Source organism: Gordonia sp. UCD-TK1, from assembly GCF_001691435.1.
Classification (GTDB): Bacteria; Actinomycetota; Actinomycetes; order Mycobacteriales; family Mycobacteriaceae; genus Gordonia; species Gordonia hongkongensis.
The window spans coordinates 291,298-315,165 of the sequence record NZ_LZMP01000002.1 but is presented as its reverse complement, the minus strand read 5'-3'; the positions used below and the strand labels follow the sequence as shown (position 1 = coordinate 315,165).

The 23,868-nt window shown below is 67.7% G+C and carries 18 protein-coding genes; 12 read left to right on the top strand and 6 right to left on the bottom strand.

Translation table 11 applies throughout. The features are described 5' to 3' along the window. Window positions 1-14: 14 nt before the first annotated feature. On the bottom strand, window positions 15-1,397 hold the full coding sequence (locus A9310_RS02915; protein ID WP_254661152.1) for a dynamin family protein: 1,383 nt from the start codon (window positions 1,395-1,397) through the stop codon (window positions 15-17). A gap of 159 nt (window positions 1,398-1,556) precedes the next feature. Here A9310_RS02915 and A9310_RS02910 point away from each other — a divergent pair, with 159 nt between their 5' ends. From A9310_RS02910 to glsA, 7 genes are all read left to right on the top strand, one after another. Further along, window positions 1,557-1,916: a hypothetical protein gene (locus tag A9310_RS02910; RefSeq protein WP_065629281.1), complete on the top strand. Its 360-nt coding sequence runs from the start codon at window positions 1,557-1,559 to the stop codon at window positions 1,914-1,916. A 63-nt stretch (window positions 1,917-1,979) separates the two neighbouring features. Continuing rightward, window positions 1,980-2,519, top strand: coding sequence for an RNA polymerase sigma factor (locus tag A9310_RS02905; protein ID WP_065629323.1), 540 nt, complete (start codon window positions 1,980-1,982; stop codon window positions 2,517-2,519). Between the two features lie 137 nt (window positions 2,520-2,656). Beyond that, the gene (locus A9310_RS02900; RefSeq protein ID WP_058251199.1) at window positions 2,657-2,983 is read left to right on the top strand and encodes a hypothetical protein; all 327 of its coding nucleotides are present in this window, start codon (window positions 2,657-2,659) and stop codon (window positions 2,981-2,983) included. 59 nt (window positions 2,984-3,042) lie between these two features. After that, window positions 3,043-3,924, top strand: a complete 882-nt coding sequence (locus A9310_RS02895) for a helix-turn-helix domain-containing protein (RefSeq protein ID WP_065629280.1) — start codon at window positions 3,043-3,045, stop codon at window positions 3,922-3,924. Window positions 3,925-4,260: 336 nt separating this feature from the next. Continuing rightward, window positions 4,261-5,121: an endonuclease domain-containing protein gene (locus A9310_RS02890; RefSeq protein WP_058253898.1), complete on the top strand. Its 861-nt coding sequence runs from the start codon at window positions 4,261-4,263 to the stop codon at window positions 5,119-5,121. Window positions 5,122-5,333: 212 nt separating this feature from the next. Beyond that, window positions 5,334-5,705 (top strand): glyoxalase superfamily protein, encoded by a 372-nt coding sequence (locus A9310_RS02885; protein ID WP_065629279.1) that lies wholly within the window; start codon window positions 5,334-5,336, stop codon window positions 5,703-5,705. Window positions 5,706-5,727: 22 nt separating this feature from the next. Continuing rightward, a complete protein-coding gene (gene glsA, locus A9310_RS02880; RefSeq protein ID WP_065629278.1) occupies window positions 5,728-6,993 on the top strand; it encodes a glutaminase A in 1,266 nt (421 codons plus the stop codon). On the opposite strand, the gene A9310_RS02875 is transcribed toward glsA, so the two are convergent. After that, window positions 6,990-8,012 (bottom strand): AraC family transcriptional regulator, encoded by a 1,023-nt coding sequence (locus A9310_RS02875; RefSeq protein ID WP_065629277.1) that lies wholly within the window; start codon window positions 8,010-8,012, stop codon window positions 6,990-6,992. The genes glsA and A9310_RS02875 overlap by 4 nt on opposite strands. Before the next feature lie 116 nt (window positions 8,013-8,128). Between A9310_RS02875 and A9310_RS02870 the strand changes: the two genes are divergently transcribed. From A9310_RS02870 to A9310_RS02850, 5 genes are all read left to right on the top strand, one after another. Beyond that, window positions 8,129-9,583: an aldehyde dehydrogenase gene (locus A9310_RS02870; protein ID WP_065629276.1), complete on the top strand. Its 1,455-nt coding sequence runs from the start codon at window positions 8,129-8,131 to the stop codon at window positions 9,581-9,583. A 56-nt stretch (window positions 9,584-9,639) separates the two neighbouring features. Further along, entirely contained in the window at window positions 9,640-10,437 is a 798-nt protein-coding gene (locus A9310_RS02865) for a maleylpyruvate isomerase N-terminal domain-containing protein (protein ID WP_065629275.1), read from the top strand. A gap of 44 nt (window positions 10,438-10,481) precedes the next feature. Beyond that, window positions 10,482-11,318: an SDR family oxidoreductase gene (locus A9310_RS02860; protein ID WP_065629274.1), complete on the top strand. Its 837-nt coding sequence runs from the start codon at window positions 10,482-10,484 to the stop codon at window positions 11,316-11,318. Window positions 11,319-11,349: 31 nt separating this feature from the next. Next, window positions 11,350-12,864, top strand: a complete 1,515-nt coding sequence (locus tag A9310_RS02855; protein WP_065629273.1) for an acyl-CoA synthetase — start codon at window positions 11,350-11,352, stop codon at window positions 12,862-12,864. Window positions 12,865-13,184: 320 nt separating this feature from the next. After that, window positions 13,185-14,165 carry an alpha/beta hydrolase gene (locus A9310_RS02850; RefSeq protein WP_065629272.1) on the top strand — a complete coding sequence of 327 codons (981 nt, stop codon included), beginning with the start codon at window positions 13,185-13,187 and terminating at the stop codon, window positions 14,163-14,165. Between the two features lie 60 nt (window positions 14,166-14,225). On the opposite strand, the gene A9310_RS02845 is transcribed toward A9310_RS02850, so the two are convergent. The 4 genes from A9310_RS02845 to A9310_RS02830 all read right to left on the bottom strand — a co-directional run bounded on the left by A9310_RS02845 (window position 14,226) and on the right by A9310_RS02830 (window position 23,808). Continuing rightward, the gene (locus tag A9310_RS02845; RefSeq protein WP_065629271.1) at window positions 14,226-18,182 is read right to left on the bottom strand and encodes a DNA-directed RNA polymerase subunit beta'; all 3,957 of its coding nucleotides are present in this window, start codon (window positions 18,180-18,182) and stop codon (window positions 14,226-14,228) included. 64 nt (window positions 18,183-18,246) lie between these two features. Next, window positions 18,247-21,753, bottom strand: a complete 3,507-nt coding sequence (locus A9310_RS02840) for a DNA-directed RNA polymerase subunit beta (protein ID WP_159370216.1) — start codon at window positions 21,751-21,753, stop codon at window positions 18,247-18,249. A gap of 343 nt (window positions 21,754-22,096) precedes the next feature. Next, window positions 22,097-22,858 (bottom strand): hypothetical protein, encoded by a 762-nt coding sequence (locus A9310_RS02835; protein WP_368072711.1) that lies wholly within the window; start codon window positions 22,856-22,858, stop codon window positions 22,097-22,099. A gap of 296 nt (window positions 22,859-23,154) precedes the next feature. Beyond that, window positions 23,155-23,808 (bottom strand): hypothetical protein, encoded by a 654-nt coding sequence (locus A9310_RS02830; protein ID WP_065629321.1) that lies wholly within the window; start codon window positions 23,806-23,808, stop codon window positions 23,155-23,157. Window positions 23,809-23,868: the final 60 nt, after the last annotated feature.

The window sequence follows — 23,868 nt, the reverse complement described above, 5'->3', positions numbered from 1 at the left end:
CGTCGACCATGACGTCAGTTGACCCAGAGTCCGCGCCTGACCAGCTGATAGGTCTGCTCGAGCACCAGCAACGCCTCCCGTTCGGCCGACGTCGCCGCGAAGGCCCGCCGCGACCGGCAGTCGGTGGCCCGCTGCCGCGCGGCGTCCGCGATCGCCGGTGGTGCGGCATTCGGCGGCAACGACAACAGCACGCGCACATCGCGACTCGCGACGACGACGTTGAGCTCGCCGACGAGTTCACTGTCGGGCTGCCACCGGGCGAGGGCCTCGAGCGCGGCGATCTCGCGCAGCCGGTGCAGCGCCGGGGACGTCTCGGCCTCGTCGATCGCCTCCAGGAAGACGTCGCGTCGCGGACTGCGGTAGGCCGACTCGCGCAGCGCGGCCAGCACCGTGCGCGCCTTGAGGATGTCGCCGACGGCCAGGAATCGTCGGCCGATGGCCAGCCGCAACTCGTCGATACCCGAAACCCGGTGCAGCCATTCGCTGTACGCGCGTGCACCTTGCCGCGCGATCTCACCCCCGGCGTCCAYCGCATAGGTGCCCACGAGTTGCTCGAGCCGGCCCAGTTCGTCGACGTCGATCCCCGGCGGCGCGGGCATCCCGCCGTCGAGGATGGTCAACAGCTCCCAGGACTCGAGCTGTCCGCGGCGCGAGATCTGGGCGGTCTCACGTTCGGTGACCCCGCAGACGCCCGCCTCGGCCATCAGCCCGGACACCGCGACCACGGCACCCGCGATCGCCGGGAAGCGTCGCCAGACCCGGCGAGCGATCTCCTGCGCCTTGAGCATCGGGTTGTCGGCGGCGATGAGGTCGGCCTGGGAGATCACCAGGATGGTGTTCTGCGCCGACGCACCGGCGTCGGCGAGGAAGGCGACCTCGTCGGCCTTCGGTCCCGCGGCGTCGTCGAGCAGGAAGAGTACGACGTCCGGCCGGGCCAGCCTGCTCTGGCCACCGAACACCCGCCGGGTCGCGATCTCGGCGGTGTCGGTGAAACCCGAGAGGCCGGGGGTGTCGATGACGCGGAAGCGCTCGCGCAGCAACCGGGACGGGGTGTGGACGATCGCGTGGTCGATGTCCTCCGGTGGCCGGCCGAGGTCGCCGCGCATGGGTCCGGGGAGTTCGGTGACCGTGCCGTCGAGTCCGATGACCTCGACCCGCTGCGGGTTGCCCTCGGTGTAGAGGGCGGCGACGCGGGTGCATTCGGCGCGGTCGGTCGGGGCGACGCGGTCCCCGACGAGGGCGTTGAGCAGCGTCGACTTGCCGGAGCTGACGCGTCCGACGAGCGCGACGGTCAGCGGTTCGGCGAGTCGGGCCCGCAGGGCGGGAATCGTCGCCGGGTCCGGCGCCAGCAGGCCCACCTCGTCGAGCAACTGCTCCACGCGACCACGCACGGTCATGCGCTGTTCCACGAGATCTGACCTCCCGAGACTTCTTCCGATCCGGCGGGAACATTCCGGGCTCGGCGACACTCCTAGGTACGTGCCGAGAATTGTCCATCACTCCTCGGCGCCCGGCAGTCGACCGGATGACAGAGATACCTGCGGAGGCGAACGACCATGACCGACGACCTTGACGATGACAGCGGCTCCGGGGAGAGCGGCTTCGACGACTGGCTGCGCGACACCGACCCGCCCGGCGAGCTGAGCGTGCCCGAGGGCGCGTGGGAGACCGCCGTCGGAACCGCGTTCGACCCGTCGTACGAACTCGACACCGACCTGACCGCCGCACCCGGGCCGGATCCGGCGGACGAGGAGTTCGACGGCGAGGTGTCTGCGGAATCCGGTTTCGGGGATGACGATCCGATCGGTGGTGACTTCGGGGACGACTCCGGGGAAAGCTCTGACGACGTCTTCGGCGACGACGGGGATCCCGTCGTCGATCCCGTGGAAGACGGGACGTTCGATGACGACTTCTGAGGTGCGCGGCACCGAAAGTCGCGATGTGCTGCCATGGTCGGGGCACGGCCCTACGATGAGCGGGTGCAGTCGTTGATCGACGAATCCATTTCTGGCGCGGACCTCCTCGAACGCGCCCGCGCCGGCGATCAGGCGGCCTTCACCACGCTCGTCGAACAACATCGAGACCGGCTGTGGGCCATCTGTTTACGCATCACCGGCAATCAGCACGACGCCGAGGACGCCATGCAGGACGCGCTCGTCGCCGCGTGGCGGGCCATCGGCAACTTCCGTGGTGACGCGCAACTGTCGACCTGGCTGTACCGCATCGGGTCCAACGCCGCGCTCGCCCGGATCCGCAAACGCACCGACGCCGACGACATCGCCGACCACGACCCGATGAGCCATCTGGACGTCGCGGCGCAGGTCGTCGTGTCCGACCGGATCGCCGAAGCGTTGGCGCAGGTTCCCGACGCCTATCGGGCGACCTTCGTGCTGCGCGTCTACGGCGAGCTCAGCTACTCCGAGATCGCCGAGGCCCAGGGCATCGGCCTGCAGACCGTGCGCAGTCGCATCTCCCGCGCGCGGTCCCTCCTGTCGGAGTTGCTGGCCGATCTGCGCTGACGGGGGTACTCCCCGCGAATGATCCCGACGCGACTTCGAGGCCGTGGGGAACAAACCGGGGCAGACTCACCTCCAAGTAACCAGAACCACTTCACAACCCGCCGGCACCACCGCGCCGAAACCCGAGAGGACCCACCATGAGCACCGAGATCCCCGCCGACGCCGTACTCGTCGACACCGACGGCGACGGAGCCGTCGACGCCGCACTCACCGATGTAGACGGTGACGGCACCACCGACGCCATCCTCGACACCGACGGCGACGGCCAGGCCGACTCCATCGCCTACGACACCAATGCCGACGGCGAGATCGACATCATCGAAGCCGACACCGACGCCGACGGCCTCACCGACATCGCCGTCGCCGACACCGACGGCGACGGCACCTTCGACACCGCCGTCGACGACGAAGGCAACGTCGAGGTCGGCGACTTCGGCAGCATCGACGGCGGCGACGCCGTCTGACGTCTGACGTTTCCACAGCCCGGAGCCGCGCTGAGCGAGGCTCCGGGCTATAAAGCTGTGTGGGAACGATCGGCGGAATCGAGTTCGCGGTACCGGTCTGGGCGACGGCGACCGCGCTGGTACTGGTGCTGGTGGTCGCGTGGGTGTTCGGCGTCGTCGCCAGGTGGTTGCTGCGCCGACGCGCCCGCCTCGACGCGACGACGGCGATGGTGCTGTCGATCCTCGGCACCGCGCTCGGCCTCTACATCGCCGGCCTCGTCGACAAACACCTCCGGGTGTGGAGCGTGACGACGATCGTGTTGGGGCTGATCAGTTCGGTCGTGGTGGTCGGCGCCTACGGCCTGCTCGCGGCGCGGCTGCAACGGCAATCCAATGCCCCTGTCGCGCAACTGCTCTCCGACGGCGAATCCGATCGGCTCGAGTTCAAGTCGACCGCCCGGGTCAACCTGCGCAGCGGCGAGAAAGACCCGCGGATGGAGCAAGTGATCGTCAAGGCGGTGTCGGCGTTTCTCAATTCCGACGGCGGCACCCTGCTGATCGGTGTCGCCGACGACGGCACCCCGCTCGGTCTCGAACCCGACTTCGCGACGCTGAAGGTGCCCGACGCCGACCGTTTCGAACTGTGGCTGCGCGATCTGCTGACCACGACCCTCGGCCAGAACACCGCGGCGGCCGTCGGCATCACCGTCGAATCGGTCGCGCGGCCCGACGGATCGGGGGACGTCCCGGTCTGCCGGGTGACGTGCTCACCGTCCCCGCGACCGGTCTACCTGCGGGCCGGGAAGAGCGCCCCGCCCGAGTTCTGGGTGCGCGCGGGAAACTCCACCCGCCAACTCTCCGTCGACGCGGCCGCCGACTACGTCATGCACCGGTGGCCGCTCGGCGCCGGGCGGGCGATCGCAGCCCAGGTCCGCGCCGCCGTCCGGTTCTCGGCGGGGTGAGCCGAAGTCTCGTCCCCATGAGCGACCTCGAAGGGCACATTGCCCTCCCACGACACTCACGGGGACGACACTTTCCACACCCGGCCCGACGAAGCCTAGGAACCGGCCCGTCGCGCCTGGCCACGCCCAAAGCCGGCACGACTACCGCCTGTGACCACCCCGGAGCCACCCAGATCCGCACCACGGTCCGGTTCTTGGCGGGGTGAGTCAAAGTCTCGTCCCCATGAGCGACCTCGAAGGGCACATTGCCCTCCCACGACACTCACGGGGACAACACTTTCCACACCCGGCCCGATCTGACGAAACCACCGACCGGTTCCGTGCGTCAAAGCAGGTGTGACTTCGGATTGTGGCGTGTACTCGCTGAGAGAACTGACCGCGATGGGCTGGGCGCCCGATGCCATTGCGCAGGCGCGCAAGGCCGAGACCCTGACGTCGCTCCGATACGGCTGGGTGCGGACGTCCGCGGCGGACCCCCACGTCGTGTCCGCGGTGACGGCCGGAGGTGCGCTGTCCTGCATCAGCGCGCTGCGGTTCCATCAGCGGCGCGGCCTGCCGGATCTTTGGATACCGCCGGGCCACAACGAGACCCACGTTCGTCTCAGCAAACACGCGAAGTCCGCGACGAAGCCCAGCGGCCCGTTCCGGTGGTGCCAGGGCTTCGGCCGCCCGCTCCCCGTGACGACGGCCGTCGACCCGATCGCCGTGGCGGTCGGCTGCGCCGCACGGTGCCTTCCGGCCGAGGAGTGGATAGCGGTGGTCGACTCGGTCCTCAACGCCACCGACTTGACCATCCCGGACCTCCAGGCCGAGATGGGTCGTGTAACCCGTGCGGTCTCGGCGATGTTCGACCGATGTGATGCCCGTTCGCAATCCGGCACCGAGTCGCTCGTCCGGCTCCGGCTCATCGCCGCGGGATTCGACGTGGAGGTGCAACCGTCGATCGGCGACCGCGAACACGCTGATCTCCGCACGGGTTCGTTGCTCATCGAGTGCGACGGCGAGTCGTACCACTCCGACCGAGCCGCATTCCGCAACGACCGTCGGCGGGACCGGATGACCATGCTCGACCGCTGGATGACGATGCGCCTCACCTACGACGACGTGCTGTACGACTGGGAGGAGGTCCTCGAGGAGATCCGCGCGCTGACACGCCCCGACCGGCACCGCATCCGCCGACGGGGCGACCCTTCGTGACGGCCCTCCGCCAGCTCCGGGCGCTCCTCAGCTCAGGGAGCAGGGGGCAGGGCGTTCTTTCGGATTAGGGAGCAGATGGAGGGCATCGCTTGCACCCCACACAGCAGCGGTTCTGAGGTTCTTTCGGATGCGGGCGAACGTCTCCGAATAAGGACCGTAACTGTCCGCATGCCCTGAGAAGCTGGTGTTACACCACAACCCCAGGAGGAACCGTGAACTGGACACTCGAACTCGTCATCCTGCCGGTCAGCGACGTCGACCGGGCGCGAGACTTCTACTCCAAGATCGGATTCAACGTCGACCACGATCACGTCGTGTCCGACGAGATCCGGTTTGTCCAGATGACCCCGCCCGGGTCGGCGTGTTCCATCGCCTTCGGCAAGGGACTGAGCGACGCGGAACCGGGATCGGTGAAGGGTCTGCAGGTCGTCGTCACCGACATCAACGAGGCCCGCGAACAGTTGCTCGCGGCGGGCGTCGACCCCGGCGAGGTCGACGAGCAGGCGTGGGGCCACTTCGTGTACTTCGACGATCCGGACGGCAACCACTGGTCGGTGCAGTACATGCCGTACCGCCAGAACTGAGCCCAGGTGGCTACCGTGGGATATGCGCTCCCCCATCGACGACTACCTCGAACGCGTACTCTCCGAATGCCGCGACGACGACGGCGGTGAGGTCGCGAGCGGCAATCGTGAACTCGAGCAGGCGGATCCGTCGTCGTTCGGTATCGCCCTGGCCACCATCGACGGCACCGTGTACACCGCCGGCGACGCCGATCACGAGTTCTCCATCCAGTCCATCGGCAAGGTACCGGCCTACGCGCTCGCCCTGCGCGACCGCGGGCTCGACGCCGTACTCGAACGCGTCGACACCGAACCGTCCGGCGACGCCTTCAACGAGATCTCGCTCGAGGCCGAGACCGGTCGGCCGCGCAACGCGCTGATCAACGCGGGCGCCGTCGCCGTGCACGGGATGATCAACGGCGCGGATCCCAACGAACGCGTCGACCGCGTCATCGACCTCGTCAGCACTCTCGCCGGTCGCGAGGTCTCGGTCGACAAGGAGGTCCACCGCGCTGAACTCGCCTCCGACGACCACAACACCGCGCTGGCCTACCTGCTGCGCTCGGCGGGCAAACTCGACTGCGAACCCGACGAGGTCGTCGACGGGTACGCAGCCCAGTGTTCGATCCGGGTCTCCTGCCGCGACCTCGCCGTCATGGGGTCGGTACTCGCCAACGGCGGACTGTCGACCGGCGACGACGAGCGCCTCCTGGAAGGCTGGATCACCCGGCACGTCCTGTCGGTCATGGCTACGTGCGGCATGTACGACGGCAGCGGCAGCTGGATGGCGACGGTCGGAATCCCCGCGAAAAGCGGTGTCAGCGGCGCGATCCTGGGCGTACTGCCCGGCCAGGTCGGGCTCGCGGTGTGGTCGCCGCGGCTCGACCGACAGGGCAACAGCGTGCGCGGCGTCGCCGTTTTCGAACGGCTGTCGCGCGACATGGAACTGCACATGATGCACGTGGCCCCCACCGGTCGGCCCGCGCTGCGATCGGTGACCGAACACGACGGCACGACAGTCGTCGAGCTGCAGGGCGACGTGCGCTTCGCGGGTGCGGAAATCCTCGCCAGCCGTGCGTGCGAGGGGTTCGGCACCGAGGCCGTCGTCCTCGACCTGACCCACGTGCGGGTACTGGACGACGCCGCGCGGCGCCTCATCGGTGAGGTGGCCCGGCGCCTCGGCGACGACTACGACGTCCGCATCGAAGACCCCGAAGGCCTCCTGGACGACGCTTCGGCTGACGACGACTTCTCGGATGGCGACGACATCCCGGACAGCGACGACACCCCGGACAGCGACGACTCCTAGAGATCTCGGGACAAGTCCTGGCCCGGGGCAGTCAGCTCGCGGCGCTTCGCCAGCGGCGGCACGCCGAACCAGCGTCGGCAACTGCGGGTCAGCGTGCTCTGCTCGGAGTATCCGATCTGCCGCGCCACCGCCGCCAGCGGGACACCCCGATTCGACAGCAGTGAGACGGCGAGGTCGCGGCGCGCGTCGTCGACGAGTTGCTCGAACGTCGCGCCCTCGTCGGCCAGACCCCGCTGCACCGCACGCGGGTGCATCATCAGCAGCTTCGACACCGCCTCCAGCGTGGCCGCCCCCGCCGGCAGGGCGCGCACGATCAGCGCCGAGACCGCCTCGCCGAAGGCCCTCTCGCGATCGTGTCCGGTCATGAATCGGATGGCCACGTCGTAGGCCAGGGGGTCGACCCGCCGCAACGTCTGCTGCATCACCCCGCGCGGGAAGACCACCAGGTTGGCCGGCGCCTCGAACTCGACCGGGCAACCGAAATAGTCGGTGTAGACGCGCGGCTCGGACATCGCCGGGTGCGCCAAGGTGATCCGGTTCGCGCGGAAGCCGTGGCCCAGCGTCATCGCGAACGTCGACCGGGTGACGCCCATCGCGAGTTCGACGACGTGCGGCCGGTACGGCACACGCTGCAGCACGGTATCGAACTCGTAGGCGACCTCCCGCTCGCCGTAGTGCATCTGGGCGGTGATGGCCGGGCTGTACACGTGCGCGAAGGCCGAGACCTGTCGAAACGAGTCGCCGACGGTCTCGGCGTTGCGGGCCGCGATCGCGACCGGGCCGAGGATGTCGGGGTCCTGCCGGGCGGCGAGGCGCAGCCCGAAGTCGGGGACGTCGAACTCGGCCGCGCACAAACCGATGACCGTCGACAGAGCGGTGAACGGGACGAACCGGTCGTACGCGCCGACGACGGCCGGGTCGATGCCGACGCGGCCGAGGATCGCGCGGGCATCTCCATCGTGTTCGGCAATCAGCTCGGGTAACTGACTGAGCGAGGATGCGCAGATCAGGTCGGCCATGGCATCAACTGTCAAGAAGTCGTCATGAGATGTCAAGAAATCCGACCTGGGTGGGAGTGATCATGGACACACGCCGCCGACCGCTCGACGGCCGACACACTCAGCGAGGAGTACCCATGACCACCATCGACACCATCCGCAAGAGTTTCTTCATCGACGGCGGCTGGCGCGCGCCGGCCGGTTCGGCGACGATCCCGGTCATCTCCCCGCTCACCGAGGAGCAGTTCGGCTCGGTACCCGAGGCCACCACCGCCGACGTCGACGCGGCCGTCGAGGCCGCCCGCACCGCGTTCCGGTCGTCGGGCTGGCGCGACCTGTCCCCTGCCGACCGTGCCGCACACCTGCGCCGGTTCGCCGACGAGCTCGACAAGCGCGCCGAGGATCGCGCGTCGGCGGTGACGTCCGAGAACGGCATGCCGATCGCGCTGGCGCGGTTCGCCGAGGGCGCCGCCCCGGTCCAACTGCTGCGCTATTACGCCGACCTCGTCGAGTCCACCCCGGTGGAGGAGACGCGTACCAGCCAGCCGTTGCCCGGCTCGACGATCGTGCGCCGCGAGGCCATCGGCGTCGTCGGGGCGATCGCACCGTGGAACTTCCCCGCGATCCTCTCGATGTTCAAGATCGCGCCCGCGCTGGCCGCCGGCTGCACCGTGGTTCTCAAGCCATCCCCCGAGACGAGCCTCGACGCGTACGTCCTCCCCGAGGCGGCCATCGCCGCCGACCTGCCCGCCGGTGTCCTCAACATCGTCAACGGCGGCAGCGAGATCGGCCGACACCTGGTGTCGCACCCGCACATCGACAAGGTCGCGTTCACCGGCTCGACCCCGGCCGGCCGCGAGATCGGCCGCGTCTGTGGCGAACTCATCCGTCCGGTGACCCTTGAACTCGGCGGCAAGTCCGCGGCGCTGGTGCTCGACGACGCCGATCTCGAGCAGACCGTCGGCGGACTCGCCACCGCATCCCTACTTAACACCGGCCAGACCTGCTACATGTCCACCCGAATTTTGGTGCCCGGCAGCCGTTATGACGAGTACCTCGACGCCATCAGCGCGATGTGCGCGTCGCTGCCCGTCGGCGACCCGATGGACGAGACCGTCGCGGTCGGTCCGCTCGCCAGCGGCCGGCATCGCGACCGGGTGCTGTCCCTCATCGACCGCGGCCGCACCGAGGGCGGCACCGTGACCACCGGCGGCGGCACGCCGTCGGGTGTCGACCGCGGATTCTTCGTCGAGCCGACCGTCTTCGGAGGCGTCGACAACTCGGCCACCATCGCCCGCGAAGAGGTCTTCGGCCCGGTCCTGACCGTGCTGCGCTACGACGACGTCGACGACGCCATCGCACTGGCCAACGATTCGTCGTACGGGCTCGGCGGAACGGTGTGGACCTCCGATCCCGACCGCGGCGTCGACGTCGCCCGTCGCGTCGAGACCGGCTCGTTCGGCGTCAACTACTTCAACCTCGACTGGGGTTCGCCCTTCGGCGGCGTCAAGGCCAGCGGCATCGGCCGCGAGCTCGGCCCCGAGGGCCTGGCCGCCTACCAGAACCTCAAGTCGATCTTCCTGCCCGCCTGACACCCGTCTCGTTCATTCACACTCGTACACAACACATTCCAAGGAGGCGATCGGCCATGTCCGATGCCGGAGTCACTGCTGCCAAGGCACTGGTGAACGACACCCTCGCCCTGCTCGACCGGCTCACGCCCGCCGACTGGGCGGCCGACAGCGCCTGCCACGGATGGCGCGTCCACGACGTCGTCACCCACATGGGCTTCTTCTTCAACTTCATCGCCGACCCCGACCTGGTCTTCCCCGACAATCCGAGCGGAAAGTCCGAGCGACTCAACGACGCCGCGGTACGCGAGCGGGCCGACTGGTCGTCGGAACAGGCTGTCGAGTATTACCGCGCGCAGTCCGAGGCCGGCCTCGCGACCCTGGCCGCGTTGCAGGGCGAGGACCTTCGTGACCAGCCGCTGGACATGCTCGACCTGGGCACCTACCGGCTGCGCCAGCTCAGCGACGCCGTCGCCTTCGACCACCTCGTGCATCTCACCAGCGACCTGATGCAGCCGTTCGGACCGCTGGACGCCGCCGAGGTGTCAGTGAGCGCGGCCATCGATCCCGCCATCGACTGGATGATCGCCGGCCTGCCCCAGATGAACGGTGCGGCACTGTATCCCACACTCGAGAGCCCGATCGGCCTGCGGCTCACCGGCGCGACGGACCGCTCGTTCGTCATCGACCGCGACACCGCGGGCGCGATCGTCACCGTGCGCGAGACCGCCGACCTGCCGGCCGATGTCGCCACCTCCTCGGCCACCGACTTCCTGCGCTGGGGCACCACCCGCAGCGCCTGGCGCTCGGCGGTCACCGTCAGCGGCGACCGGCAGCGCGTCGCAGGCGTCCTCGACGCCGTCGACATCGTCTGAACTCACTCAATTCGTCTCACCCAGAACAGAAACGGAGTACCCCCATGTCCGAGTACCTGAAGGACAAGGTCATCGTCATCACCGGCGCCGGAAGCGGCTTCGGCAAGCTGATCGCGGAGAAGACCGCGGCCGCCGGCGCGCACGTCGTCGGAGTCGACGTCAACGCCGACAACGTCAACGCCGTCGTCGAGGGCATCCGCGCGGCCGGTGGTTCGGCGCTCGCCCAAGTCGCCGACGTCACCGACATGGAGCAGGTCGCCGCGGCGGCGAACGCCACCGTGGAGCACTTCGGCGCCATCGACGTCCTCGTCAACAACGCCGGCGTCATGCCGCTCGCCTACTTCGCCGACCACGCCCGCGCCTGGCAGAAGTGGCACGCCGCCATCGACATCAACATCAAGGGCGTCGTCAACGGCATCTCCGCGGTCTACGACCAGATGATCGCGCAGGGTCGCGGCCAGGTCGTCAACATCTCGTCGATCTACGGCAATGCCGGCATCGAGGGTTCGGGCGTGTACAGCGCGACCAAGGCCGCGGTCACCACCATCTCGGACTCATTGCGCATCGAGGCCAAGGGCAAGATCAAGGTCACCACCGTCAAGCCGACCGGCATCACCGGCACCAACCTCGCCAGCTGGATCGTCAACGACACCGCGATCATGGGCCTCGTCGGCCAGCGCGCCGCCTCCTACGGCGAGCACGTCACGGCCCTTCTGAACGACGACCTGCCCGCCGAACTCACCGACGTCGACTCGATCAAGTACTGGCTGATCAAGCCCGAGGATCTCGCCGACGCCGTCGTCCACGTCATCGACCAGCCGTGGGGCATCAGCCTTTCCGACGTGACCGTGCGTGCCAGCGGCGAGGACTACCTGTACTGATCGACCGGTTCGACCCGCTAGGAGCTTTCTGATGTACCCCGGAGCCCACCTCTCCACCCGACCCAAAGATCCCGCGGTCATCATGGCCGACTCTGGTGAAACGGTCACCTTCACCCAGTTGGAGACCCGGTCGGTCCAGGTCACCCGGGCCCTGGCCGACCGCGGCCTGCGGCCCGGCGACCACCTCGCGGTGCTCGCCACCAACACCGCGCGGATCTTCGACATCTATTGGGCGGCAATGCGGTCGGGCCTCTACCTGAGCATGGTGAACTGGCACCTCACCGCCGCCGAGAGCGCCTACATCGTGACCGACTGCGGCGCGAAGGCCCTCATCGTCGACGCCGCTCTCGCCGACCTCGGCGCCGAGCTGATCCCGCTCACCCCCGGCGTCGAGACCCGCTTCGCCTACTCCGGCCGGATCGAGGGTCACGAGGACCTCGACGCCGCCGCGGCGACGCAGTCGACCGAACCACTCGCCGACCAGCCGCGAGGCGCGGACATGCTCTACTCGTCCGGCACCACCGGACGACCGAAGGGCATCAAACCCGAACTGCCGAACCGGCAGGTCGACGAGCCCGGCGACACCATGATCGCGATGAACCAGTCCGTGTGGGGCGTCGGCCCCGACACCGTATACCTGTCGCCGGCACCGCTGTATCACGCTGCGCCGCTTCGCACCTGCGCCTCGGTACAGGCACTCGGCGGCACGGTGGTGGTGATGGAGCGGTTCGACGCGGAACGGGCACTGGCCCTCATCGAGGAACACCGCGTCACCTACAGCCAGTGGGTGCCGACGATGTTCGTGCGCATGCTCCGACTTCCCGAGGAGGCGCGTGCCCGGTACGACACGTCGAGCCTGAAGGTCGCGGTGCACGCCGCCGCGCCGTGTCCCGTCGACGTCAAACGGGCCATGATCGACTGGTGGGGTCCGATCCTGTCCGAGTACTACTCGTCCACCGAGCTCAACGGTCTCACCATCGTCGACACCCCGGAGTGGCTGGAGTACCCGGGCACGGTGGGGCGCGCCGTCCTCGGCACCATCCGGGTCTGCGATCCCGAAGGTACCGAGGTGCCGCCGGGAACCATCGGCACGATCTACTTCGAGCGCGACCGGCTGCCGTTCGAGTACCACAACGATCTCGAGAAGACCCGTGGCGCACAGCATCCCGAGCATCCGACATGGACGACCACCGGCGACGCCGGTTACGTCGACGACGAGGGCCATCTGTTCCTCACCGACCGCGACTCGTTCCTGATCATCTCCGGCGGGGTCAACATCTACCCGCGGGAGATCGAGGACGCGCTCCTCGCCCACCCGTCGGTGCTCGACGCCGCGGTCATCGGCGTACCCGACCCCGATCTCGGCGAGCGGGTGACGGCGGTCGTGCAACCGGTCGAGGGGCAGGACGGGGGCGACGAGCTCGCCGACGCATTGTTGGATCACCTCCGACCGCGGATCGCGAAGTTCAAGCTGCCCCGTGAGGTCATTTTCCGAGACACTCTGCCGCGCACGCCGACCGGGAAGTTGGTCAAGCGCAGGCTGTGACCCTTCGAGGCAGGGAGCGGACGCGGGCGTCCGACATTCATGCTCCCTGAGGTGCGAGCGAAGCGAGCCACGAAGGGGCTCGCAAGGTGCCTCACCAGGCCCTTCGTGGCTCGTCGACCTCGACGCGCTCCTTCGTCGCTTGCTCGGCCCGGCGGCTTGCGCTCCTCGCACCTCAGGGAGCATGGGTTATGCGGTTCTTCGGATTGGGGAGGGGTGGGGGGTCGCTTGCGCTCCTCTGCACCACAGGGAGCGGAGGCCGGAGGGGGTCGCGCTCCCTGAAACCGCGCACCGTGGCGTCCGGCCGGTCCTAGACTTGCCGGATGTCGGGAGGAACGCTTCGGTGGTGCATCGCGGTTGTCGCCACGATCGTGGTGTTCGTCGGTGTGGCACCGTCCGCAGTGACAGCAGCGCCGGCGGCCGTGTCGTCGTCCGACATCGCCACCGAATGTGCGGGCAAGCCCGTCCGGGTCGCAGCCCGGTGGTACTTCCCGCCCGGTGAACCCTCGGCGATCGTGTGGTTGCAGCACGGCTTCTCCCGCACGGCGGCCAACCTCGACGCCGTGGCCCGCGCATATGCGCAAGCCGGGTTCCTCGTCGTGAGCCCGACGCTGGACTCGGTCAACCTCGGCGGGTGCGCCGTCGCGTACAACATCGCCGACAACGCCGCGTTCGCGCGGACCATCGGCGGGGTCTTCGGTTCCGGCCGGGACCTCGGCAGTCCGCTCGCGACAAGCCTTCGTGAGGCCCGCGATTCCGCCCACCGCCCCGACGTGACGATGCCGTACCGGATGATCTTCTCCGGACACTCGGCCGGCGGCGAGTTCGTCGTCGTGGCGGCCGACGCACTCCGCCGTGCCGACCCCGTCGCCTACCGACGCCTGGCCGGCCTCATGCTGTTCGATCCCGTCAACTCGTTCTTCGGGGTCAACTTCGCCACCGCCGCAGCATCTCTCAGTGCCGCCGGGCTGCCGATTCGCGTGATCGCCTCGCAACCGTCGGTATCCAACAACTTCGGGCACGGCGTGTCCGTCCTCCAGGAGACAACGCGGCAGGAGTTTCTCGGCTCGCGCCTGGTGACCGGAATCCACATCGACGCCGAAGGCGAGTCGACCGACCTGATCGGCGAACTGTCCGAGCTTGCGGTGCCGCGTCCCCGCAACGGCCGGGTCATCCGCGCACTCGCCACCGGCTGGTCGTCGGACATGGTGGCCGACACCGCGACCCCGACCTACTACCCCGGCGGCCGTTACTACGACCTGCTCCTCGAAACCCGCACCGTCACAACTCTTCCCGTTCCCTAGAAACGACGCGGCCCCCGCACTCGCGATGAGTGCGGGGGCCGCGTCGTCTTGTCCTAGCGCCTACCGGTAGTCGTTGGAGAACCCGTAGTCGTCCAGCGGCACCGCAGCGCCGGCCGGAGCACCGAAGGTGCCGTCCGGGCTGTAGTAGGTGTCGTCGTAGGACGGCACCGCGTACGCCGCGGCACGAGCCTCTTCGGTCGGCTGAACCTGGATGTTGCGGTAGCGGTTGATACCGGTACCGGCCGGGATCAACTTACCGATGATCACGTTCTCCTTCAGACCGATCAGCTTGTCGCTGCGGCTGTTGATCGCCGCGTCGGTCAGGACACGCGTGGTCTCCTGGAACGACGCCGCCGACAGCCACGACTCGGTCGCCAGCGAGGCCTTGGTGATGCCCATCAGGACCGGACGTCCGGCTGCGGGCTCGCCACCCTCGGTCACGACCTGGCGGTTGGCCGCCTCGAACTCGGCACGCTCGACGAGCGAACCGGGCAGGAACTCGGTCGAACCGTGATCGATGATCGTCACGCGACGCAGCATCTGACGCACGATGGTCTCGATGTGCTTGTCGTGGATCGACACACCCTGGCTGCGGTAGACCTCCTGGACCTCGTTGACCAGGTGGATCTGCACCTGACGGGGACCCATGACACGAAGCACCTCGTGCGGGTTGGCCGAGCCCTCCATGAGCTGCTGGCCGACCTCGACGTGGTCACCGTCGGCGAGGAGCCGCTCGGAACCGTCGTCGTGCTTGAACACGCGCAGACGCTGACGCTTCGAGATCTTGTCGATGACAACCTCTTCCGAACCATCGTCCGGGATGAGGGTGATCTTATAGAAGCGGTCGTCGTCCTCGAGGCGCACCCGGCCGGAGACCTCCGCGATCGGCGCCACGCCCTTGGGGACGCGGGCCTCGAAGAGCTCCTGGACACGCGGCAGACCACCGGTGATGTCGTCACCGACGCCACCCTGGTGGAACGTACGCATCGTCAGCTGGGTACCGGGCTCACCGATCGACTGGGCCGCGATGATACCGACGGCCTCGCCGATGTCGACGAGCTTGCCGGTGGCCATCGAACGGCCGTAGCACATCGCACACACACCGGTGCCGGTTCCGCAGGTCAGGACCGAACGGACCTTCACCTGCGTGATGCCGGCGGCGAGCAGGGCCTCGATGGCCGGGTCGCCCAGGTCATGACCGCGCTCGACGATGACGTTGCCGTCGGCGTCGACCGCGTCCTGCGCCAGCGTGCGGGCGTAGGTCGAGGTCTCGACGTGCGCGTCACGGATGAGCGTGCCGTCGGCCTGCTTCTCGGCGATGGTCGTGGTGATGCCACGCTCGGTGCCACAGTCGGTCTCGCGCACGATGACGTCCTGCGACACGTCCACCAGACGACGGGTCAGGTAACCCGAGTCGGCGGTACGAAGCGCGGTGTCGGCCAGACCCTTGCGGGCACCGTGCGTGTTGATGAAGTACTCGGCCACGGTCAGGCCCTCGCGGAACGAGGACTTGATCGGACGCGGGATGAACTCACCCTTCGGGTTGGTCACCAGACCCTTCATGCCCGCCAGCGAGCGGATCTGGGTCATGTTGCCCGCCGCACCCGACTTGACGATCATCGGGATCGGGTTGTCGTCCGGGTAGTGCGCCTCCATGGCCGCGCCGACCTCTTCGGTCGCCTGCTTCCAGATCTCGACGAGGGAGTCACGACGCTCGTCCGGGGTGAGGGCACCACGCTGGAACTTGCGCTCCAGACCGTCGGCCCGCTCCTCGTACTTGTCGAGGATCTCTGCCTTCTGCGGCGGCACGAGCACGTCGGCCATCGACACGGTGACGCCCGAACGGGTGGCCCAGTAGAAGCCGACGTCCTTCAGCTTGTCGACGGTCTGGGCGACCACGATCATCGGGTAGCGCTCGGCGAGATCGTTGATGATCACGGCCTGACGCTTCTTCGGCATCTGCTCGTTGACGAACGGGTACTCGATCGGCAGCAGCTCGTTGAACAGCACACGACCCAGCGTCGTCTCGATGTCCCACGGCGAGCCGTACTTCCAGCCGTCGGGGAACTGCTCGGCCTCGATGTCGGCCGGCGGACGCTGGTCGGTCAGGCGCACCTTGATACGCGACTGCACGGTCAGCACACCGCGGTCGACGGCCATGATGGCCTCGGCCGGGGTCGAGTACACGCCGCGCTCGACGTCGTCGCCGTTGGCCGCGGTGTACTCGCCTGCCGCACCCTCCTTGAGGGTGGTCAGGTAGTACAGACCGGTCACCATGTCCAGACGCGGCATGGCGAGCGGACGGCCCGACGCCGGCGACAGGATGTTGTTCGACGACAGCATCAGGATGCGCGCCTCGGCCTGCGCCTCCGCCGACAGCGGGAGGTGCACGGCCATCTGGTCACCGTCGAAGTCGGCGTTGAAGGCCTCACACACCAGCGGGTGGAGCTGAATGGCCTTGCCCTCCACCAGCTGCGGCTCGAAGGCCTGGATGCCGAGGCGGTGCAGCGTCGGTGCACGGTTCAGCAACACCGGGTGCTCGGCGATGACCTCTTCGAGGACGTCCCACACCGCGGGGCGCTGACGCTCGACCATGCGCTTGGCCGACTTGATGTTCTGCGCCTGGTTCAGGTCGACCAGACGCTTCATCACGAATGGCTTGAACAGCTCGAGAGCCATCAGCTTCGGCAGACCGCACTGGTGCAGCTTCAGCTGCGGACCGACCACGATGACCGAACGGCCCGAGTAGTCGACGCGCTTGCCAAGCAGGTTCTGACGGAAACGACCCTGCTTGCCCTTGAGCAGATCGCTCAACGACTTCAGCGGGCGGTTGCCCGGCCCGGTGACCGGACGGCCACGACGACCGTTGTCGAACAGGGCGTCGACCGACTCCTGCAGCATCCGCTTCTCGTTGTTGACGATGATCTCGGGAGCACCCAGATCGATCAGTCGCTTGAGGCGGTTGTTGCGGTTGATGACGCGGCGGTACAGATCGTTGAGGTCGGAGGTCGCGAAGCGGCCACCGTCGAGCTGCACCATCGGACGCAGCTCCGGCGGGATCACCGGAACGGCGTCGAGAACCATGCCCAGCGGCGAGTTGCCCGACTGCTGGAACGCCGCGACGACCTTGAGTCGCTTGAGCGCGCGCAGCTTCTTCTGGCCCTTGCCGCTGCGGATGGTCTCGCGCAGCGACTCGGCCTCGGCGTCGATGTCGAAGGTCTCCAGGAGCTTCTTGATCGCCTCGGCACCCATCGAACCCTGGAAGTACTCGCCGTAGCGCTCTTCGAGCTGACGGTAGAGCTTCTCGTCGATGATGAGGTCGCCCGGGGCGAGCTTGACGAACTTGTCCCAGATCTCCTCGAGACCGTCGAGCTCACGCTGGGCGGCGTCGCGCATACGACGCATCTCGCGGTCGGCACCGTCGCGCACCTTGCGGCGCACGTCGGCCTTGGCGCCCTCGGCCTCCAGCTCGGCGAGATCCTGCTCGAGCTTCTGCTGACGCTCGTTGAGGTCGACGTCGCGCTGATCGGCGACGGCCTTCTTCTCGACCTCCATCTCGGCCTCGAGCGTCGAGAGCTCGTTGTGACGGAGCTCGTCGTCGACCGCGGTGATCACGTAGGCGGCGAAGTAGATGATCTTCTCGAGATCCTTCGGCGCCAGGTCGAGCAGGTAGCCCAGCCGGCTCGGCACACCCTTGAAGTACCAGATGTGCGTGACCGGGGCGGCCAGCTCGATGTGGCCCATGCGCTCACGGCGCACCTTGGCCTTGGTCACCTCGACGCCGCAGCGCTCACAGATGATGCCCTTGAAGCGGACGCGCTTGTACTTGCCGCAGTAGCACTCCCAGTCGCGGGTCGGGCCGAAGATCTTCTCGCAGAACAGGCCGTCCTTCTCCGGCTTGAGCGTGCGGTAGTTGATCGTCTCCGGCTTCTTGACCTCACCGTATGACCAGTTGTGGATGTCGTCGGCCGTGGCCAGGCCGATCTTCAGTTCGTCGAAAAAGTTGACGTCGAGCACTTGTTACCTTTCCAGAGCTCTGTTGTCAGTGGCCGGGGCGAAACCCGGCCGGGTGAGGGTCAGATCAGTTGGCGAGATCGTCGACGGTGGCCGACTCGTTGCGCGACAGGTTGATGCCGAGGTTGGCAGCGGCGCGCTCCAGGTCCTCGTCGTCGGTGTCGTGCATCTCGATGGCGGCACCGTCGGAGCTGAGCACCTCGACGTTCAGGCACAGCGACTGAAGCTCCTTCAGCAGCACCTTGAACGACTCGGGGATACCCGGCTCCGGGATGTTCTCGCCCTTGACGATCGCCTCGTAGACCTTGACGCGGCCCACCACGTCGTCCGACTTGATGGTCAGCAGTTCCTGCAGCGTGTACGCGGCGCCGTAGGCCTGCATGGCCCAACACTCCATCTCACCGAAGCGCTGACCACCGAACTGCGCCTTACCGCCCAGCGGCTGCTGGGTGATCATCGAGTACGGACCGGTCGAACGGGCGTGGATCTTGTCGTCGACCAGGTGGTGCAGCTTGATGATGTACATGTAGCCGACCGACACCGGGTACGGGAACGGCTCGCCGGAACGACCGTCGAACAGCGTCGCCTTGCCGTCGCCGTTGACCATGACCTCGCCGTCGCGGTTCGGCAGCGTCGAGGACAGCAGTCCGGTCAGCTCCTCCTCGCGGGCGCCGTCGAACACCGGGGTGGCGGTGTTGGTGTCGGGCTCGGCCGAGTACATGTCCTCGGGCAGACGCGACGCCCACTCCGGCACACCCTCGGCGACGTTGATGTTCCAGCCGGCCTTGGCCACCCACCCGAGGTGGGTCTCCAGGATCTGGCCGATGTTCATACGACGCGGCACACCGTGGGTGTTGAGGATGATGTCGACGGGGGTGCCGTCGGGCAGGAACGGCATGTCCTCCTGCGGGAGGATCTTGCCGATGACGCCCTTGTTGCCGTGACGACCGGCGAGCTTGTCGCCGTCCTGGATCTTGCGCTTCTGGGCCACGTACACGCGGACCAGCTCGTTGACGCCGGGAGCCAGGTCGTCGTCGTCCTCGCGGCTGAACACGCGCACGCCGATGACCTTGCCGGTCTCGCCGTGCGGCACCTTCAGCGAGGTGTCGCGGACCTCGCGGGCCTTCTCACCGAAGATGGCACGCAGCAGACGCTCTTCCGGGGTCAGCTCGGTCTCGCCCTTCGGGGTGACCTTGCCGACCAGGATGTCGCCGTCGCGGACCTCGGCACCGATGCGCACGATGCCGCGCTCGTCGAGATCGGCGAGGACCTCGTCGGAGACGTTCGGGATGTCCCGCGTGATCTCCTCGGCACCGAGCTTGGTGTCGCGGGCGTCGATCTCGTGCTCCTCGATGTGGATCGAGGTGAGCACGTCCTCCTCCACGAGCCGCTGGCTCAGGATGATCGCGTCCTCGTAGTTGTGGCCCTCCCACGGCATGATCGCCACGAGCAGGTTCTTGCCGAGCGCCATCTCACCGTTCTCGGTGCAGGGGCCGTCGGCGAGGACCTGGCCGGACTCCACGCGCTGACCTTCGTCCACGATCGGACGCTGGTTGGCGCAGGTGCCGTGGTTGGAGCGCGCGAACTTGCGCATCCGGTAGGTGTCGCGGGTGCCGTCGTCGGACATGACGGTGATGTAGTCGGCCGAGACCTCTTCCACCACACCGGTCTTCGACGACACGATGACGTCACCGGCGTCGACGGCGGCACGCAGCTCCATGCCGGTACCGACCAGCGGCGACTCGTTGCGCACCAGCGGCACGGCCTGACGCTGCATGTTCGCACCCATCAGGGCGCGGTTGGCGTCGTCGTGCTCGAGGAACGGGATCATCGCGGTCGCGACGGACACCATCTGACGCGGCGAGACGTCGAGGTACTCGACATCGGTCGCGCCGACGAACTCCACCTCGGAGCCCTTCTTGCGCACCAGGACACGCTCGTCGGTGATGCGGCCGCTGGCGTCGAAGTTGGTGTTCGCCTGACCGATGAGGAAGCGGTCCTCCTCGTCGGCGGTCATGTACTCGATGTCATCGGAGACGACGCCGTCGACGACCTTGCGGTACGGGGTCTCGATGAATCCGAACGGGTTGACCCGCGCGTACACCGAGAGCGAACCGATCAGACCGATGTTCGGACCCTCAGGGGTCTCGATCGGGCACATGCGGCCATAGTGCGACGGGTGCACGTCGCGCACCTCGAGGCCGGCACGCTCACGGCTCAGACCACCCGGGCCCAGCGCCGACAGACGACGCTTGTGGGTCAGACCCGACAGCGGGTTGTTCTGGTCCATGAACTGCGACAGCTGGCTGGTTCCGAAGAACTCCTTGATCGCCGCCACGACGGGACGGATGTTGATCAGGGTCTGCGGGGTGATCGCCTCGACGTCCTGGGTGGTCATACGCTCACGCACGACACGCTCCATACGCGAGAGGCCCACGCGGATCTGGTTCTGGATCAGCTCGCCGACGGTACGCAGGCGACGGTTGCCGAAGTGGTCGATGTCGTCGACCTCGACGGGCACCTCGACGCCACCGGGGACGGTCATGTAGGTGGTGGTGTGCGGGTCGGCCTCGTGCAGACGCACCAGGTACTCGACGGTCGCGATGATGTCCTCGCGGGTCAGCGTGGACTCGCCCACCATCGGGTTGCCCGTCAGGCCCAGCTTCTTGTTGACCTTGTAGCGGCCCACGCGGGCGAGGTCGTAACGCTTGTCCTTGAAGAACAGGTTCTCCAGGAGGTTCTCCGCGGACTCCTTGGTCGGCGGCTCACCCGGGCGCAGCTTGCGGTAGACCTCCAGCAGCGCCTCGTCCTGGCTGCCGGTGTTGTCCTTCTCCAGCGTCGACATCATGATCTCGGAGAACCCGAACCGCTCGGTGATCTCCTCGGCGGTGAAGCCCAGCGCCTTGAGCAGCACGGTGACCGGCTGACGGCGCTTGCGGTCGATACGCACACCCACGGTGTCGCGCTTGTCGACGTCGAACTCGAGCCACGCACCGCGACCCGGGATCACCTTGACGGTGTGCAGGGTCTTCTCGGTGGTCTTGTCGATCGAGGCGTCGAAGTACACGCCGGGGCTGCGCACCAGCTGGCTCACCACGACACGCTCGGTGCCGTTGATGATGAAGCTGCCCTTTTCGGTCATGATCGGGAAGTCGCCCATGAAGACGGTCTGCGACTTGATCTCGCCGGTGTTGTTGTTGATGAACTCCGCGGTGACGAACAGCGGCGCCGCGTAGGTCATGTCCTTGTCCTTGCACTCCTCGACGGAGGCCTTGACCTCGTCGAAGTGCGGCTCGGAGAACGACAGGGACATCGAACCGGAGAAGTCCTCGATCGGGGACAGCTCGTGGAGGATGTCCTCGAGGCCACCGGTCGGGTTCTCGTCGCCGCGGGCGATCGCCTTCGCGCGCCACTCCGGCGAACCGACGAGCCATTCGAACGAATCGAGTTGGAGGTCGAGGAGGCCCGGGACCTCCAGCGGCTCGCTGATCTTTGCAAACGACGCGCGATGCGGCGCGCCGGGGATTGTTGAGGTGGACTGGCGGTTGACTGCCAAGATGCGTCCTTCCAACACGACGTTATTCACAACCTAGATGTGCAGTACGTGGCTTGATGGGCCGTTCGCTGGTGACACCCTGGAATCGGCGATCACCGCAGCACACACGTCTAGAGAGTGGCCGAAGAAGGATCGATAGATGGACAGGAGGCAGCCAGCGCAACGTCCAACTGTAGCAGAAAATAGACGCACTTTGTCAAGCCGTCTGGAAAGCGATTTCGCGCGGGTGGCTGCCTGCACGTCGATCGCTGGTCACAGCCTGGCCCGACATCGCCGCCACGTCAAGCGCTACGCGCGAATTTCGCGAAGTCGGTGTCGAACTCGGCGTCCGACCTGGTGATGAGGGGGCGACGCACCTCGATCAGAAGGGCTCGACCGCCCGGATCCGCCACTGGTCGCCCTCACGCACCATCGCGAACTGGGCGCGCGGTGCACCGCTGTTGGTGGCCATGCTGTTCTGCGTCTCGCTCACCACCAGGTTCGCGATGACGGTCGCGGTCGCGCCGTCGTCGGCGCCGGAGAGGTCCCGGACGCCGATCGCGTCGACCCGGCACTCCGCACCCGTCTTGGTCTGCGTGATCAGCTCGCGCTGCGCCTTCAGCGTCTCGTCGAACTCCGTGCGGGCCTGCCCGGTCAGCGCGTCCTGCGCCCGCCGCTGCCACTCGTCGAGTTCGGTGTGGTCGTACCCGAACACCGCGCAGATCCGCTCCTGGGCCTGCGAGGTGAGCTGCGATGTCGACTCCTGGTCCACGAACGCCTTGTTCGGTCCGATCTCGGCGCCCGGATGGAACGCGAGGATGGCCGCGATGACGAACAACACGGCCGCGATGCCCGCCAGCACTCCGGTACGGATGCCGAGGGGATTGCGGGAGGCAGCCCTCCCCCGCCGGTCCCGCTTGCCGGGACGCCGGCCCATCGGCCGGTTCGGCTTGTCGGGCGACCCGGCCGGCGCCGGGGTGTCTCCGCGGCGCAGGGTCGAGACCCGCGCGACCGGTTTGGTCTTGGGTTTGGTGACGTCGGGTGTGGGCGACTCGGCCGGAGAGGGCTTCTCGAGGCTGACGGCGTCGGTTTCCGCGGTGGCGTCACCAGGCCCTTCGAGGCTCGTCGCTCGCGCTCCTCGCACCTCAGGGGGCAGGGAATTGTCGGTTTCCGCGGTGGCGTCACCAGGCCCTTCGTGGCTCGTCGACCTCGACTCGCTTCGCTCGCTCGGCCCGGCGGCTTTCGCTCCTCGCACCTCAGGGAGCAAGGGGGACGCAGCTTCGTCCGACACCTCAGGGGGCAGAGGGGTTGTCGCTTCGTCCGACACCTCAGGGGGCAGGGGGGCTCCTCGCACCTCAGAGGGCGGAGAGGTCCGGCCGGCGACCTTCGGGGTCGGGCGGCGCTTCGGGGTGGGCTTCTTCTTACCGCGGTCCGGTGCCATCAGTTGCCCCCTTCCGGAGCCGGGGCCGGGGCCGCGGGGGCAGGTGCGCCACCGCCGTCGGCGTAGGCGATGCCCTCCAGACCGAGGATGTTCTCGGCCTTCCAGGTGTCGCCGTCCTTGGTCATGCTGACGTCGAAGCCGCGTGTCTCGTCGATCCCGGGCTGGCCGGGGCGTTCGAGCGTCGTCACGACGTAGACGAGCACCTTGGCCTTCTGCTCGTCGGCATCGACCTCGCTCGGTGCGCTGCGCAAGAGCCGCGCGTTCAGCTTGGCGGTGTTCGGTCCGGCGGTCCCGAGCATGTCGAGCACGTTGCCGCCCTCACCGTCTTTCTCACTGCCGAGCACCTCGTCCTTGGCCTTCCCGGTCAGGGACGCCTCCGCACGCTTGCGGAAGCCGTCGACGTCGGCCGGGTCGATCGTCGTGATGTTGAGGACGGCCTGCTCGGCGGCCTGGGTGGCGGCGTCGCGCGTCTCCTGCGCCGGGTACTCGTCGAAGTAGACGTTGTAGGCCCGCACACCGAACACGGCGACGAGCACCACGCCGACCACCACCGCCACGGCAGCCAGGACGAACGGTGCGGACTTCGCCGCCCGCCGCAGGGCGGGACGGGGGCCGCCGGGCTTGTTCTCTGTCGGTTCTGCGGTGCCAGTCATCGGGAACACACTGTATATATCGCTCCTGAGCGCAAGCCAAGGCCGAGGTTCGGACCGCGG

Excerpts from the sequence above, each read along its gene's own strand:
- A9310_RS02850 (WP_065629272.1), top strand. The coding sequence starts at position 13,185 with ATGTCGGGAGGAACGCTTCGGTGGTGCATCGCGGTTGTCGCCACGATC.
- A9310_RS02900 (WP_058251199.1), top strand. The coding sequence starts at position 2,657 with ATGAGCACCGAGATCCCCGCCGACGCCGTACTCGTCGACACCGACGGC.
- A9310_RS02870 (WP_065629276.1), top strand. The coding sequence starts at position 8,129 with ATGACCACCATCGACACCATCCGCAAGAGTTTCTTCATCGACGGCGGC.
- A9310_RS02830 (WP_065629321.1), bottom strand. The coding sequence starts at position 23,808 with ATGACTGGCACCGCAGAACCGACAGAGAACAAGCCCGGCGGCCCCCGT.
- A9310_RS02875 (WP_065629277.1), bottom strand. The coding sequence starts at position 8,012 with ATGGCCGACCTGATCTGCGCATCCTCGCTCAGTCAGTTACCCGAGCTG.
- A9310_RS02855 (WP_065629273.1), top strand. The coding sequence starts at position 11,350 with ATGTACCCCGGAGCCCACCTCTCCACCCGACCCAAAGATCCCGCGGTC.
- A9310_RS02910 (WP_065629281.1), top strand. The coding sequence starts at position 1,557 with ATGACCGACGACCTTGACGATGACAGCGGCTCCGGGGAGAGCGGCTTC.
- A9310_RS02860 (WP_065629274.1), top strand. The coding sequence starts at position 10,482 with ATGTCCGAGTACCTGAAGGACAAGGTCATCGTCATCACCGGCGCCGGA.
- A9310_RS02865 (WP_065629275.1), top strand. The coding sequence starts at position 9,640 with ATGTCCGATGCCGGAGTCACTGCTGCCAAGGCACTGGTGAACGACACC.
- glsA (WP_065629278.1), top strand. The coding sequence starts at position 5,728 with ATGCGCTCCCCCATCGACGACTACCTCGAACGCGTACTCTCCGAATGC.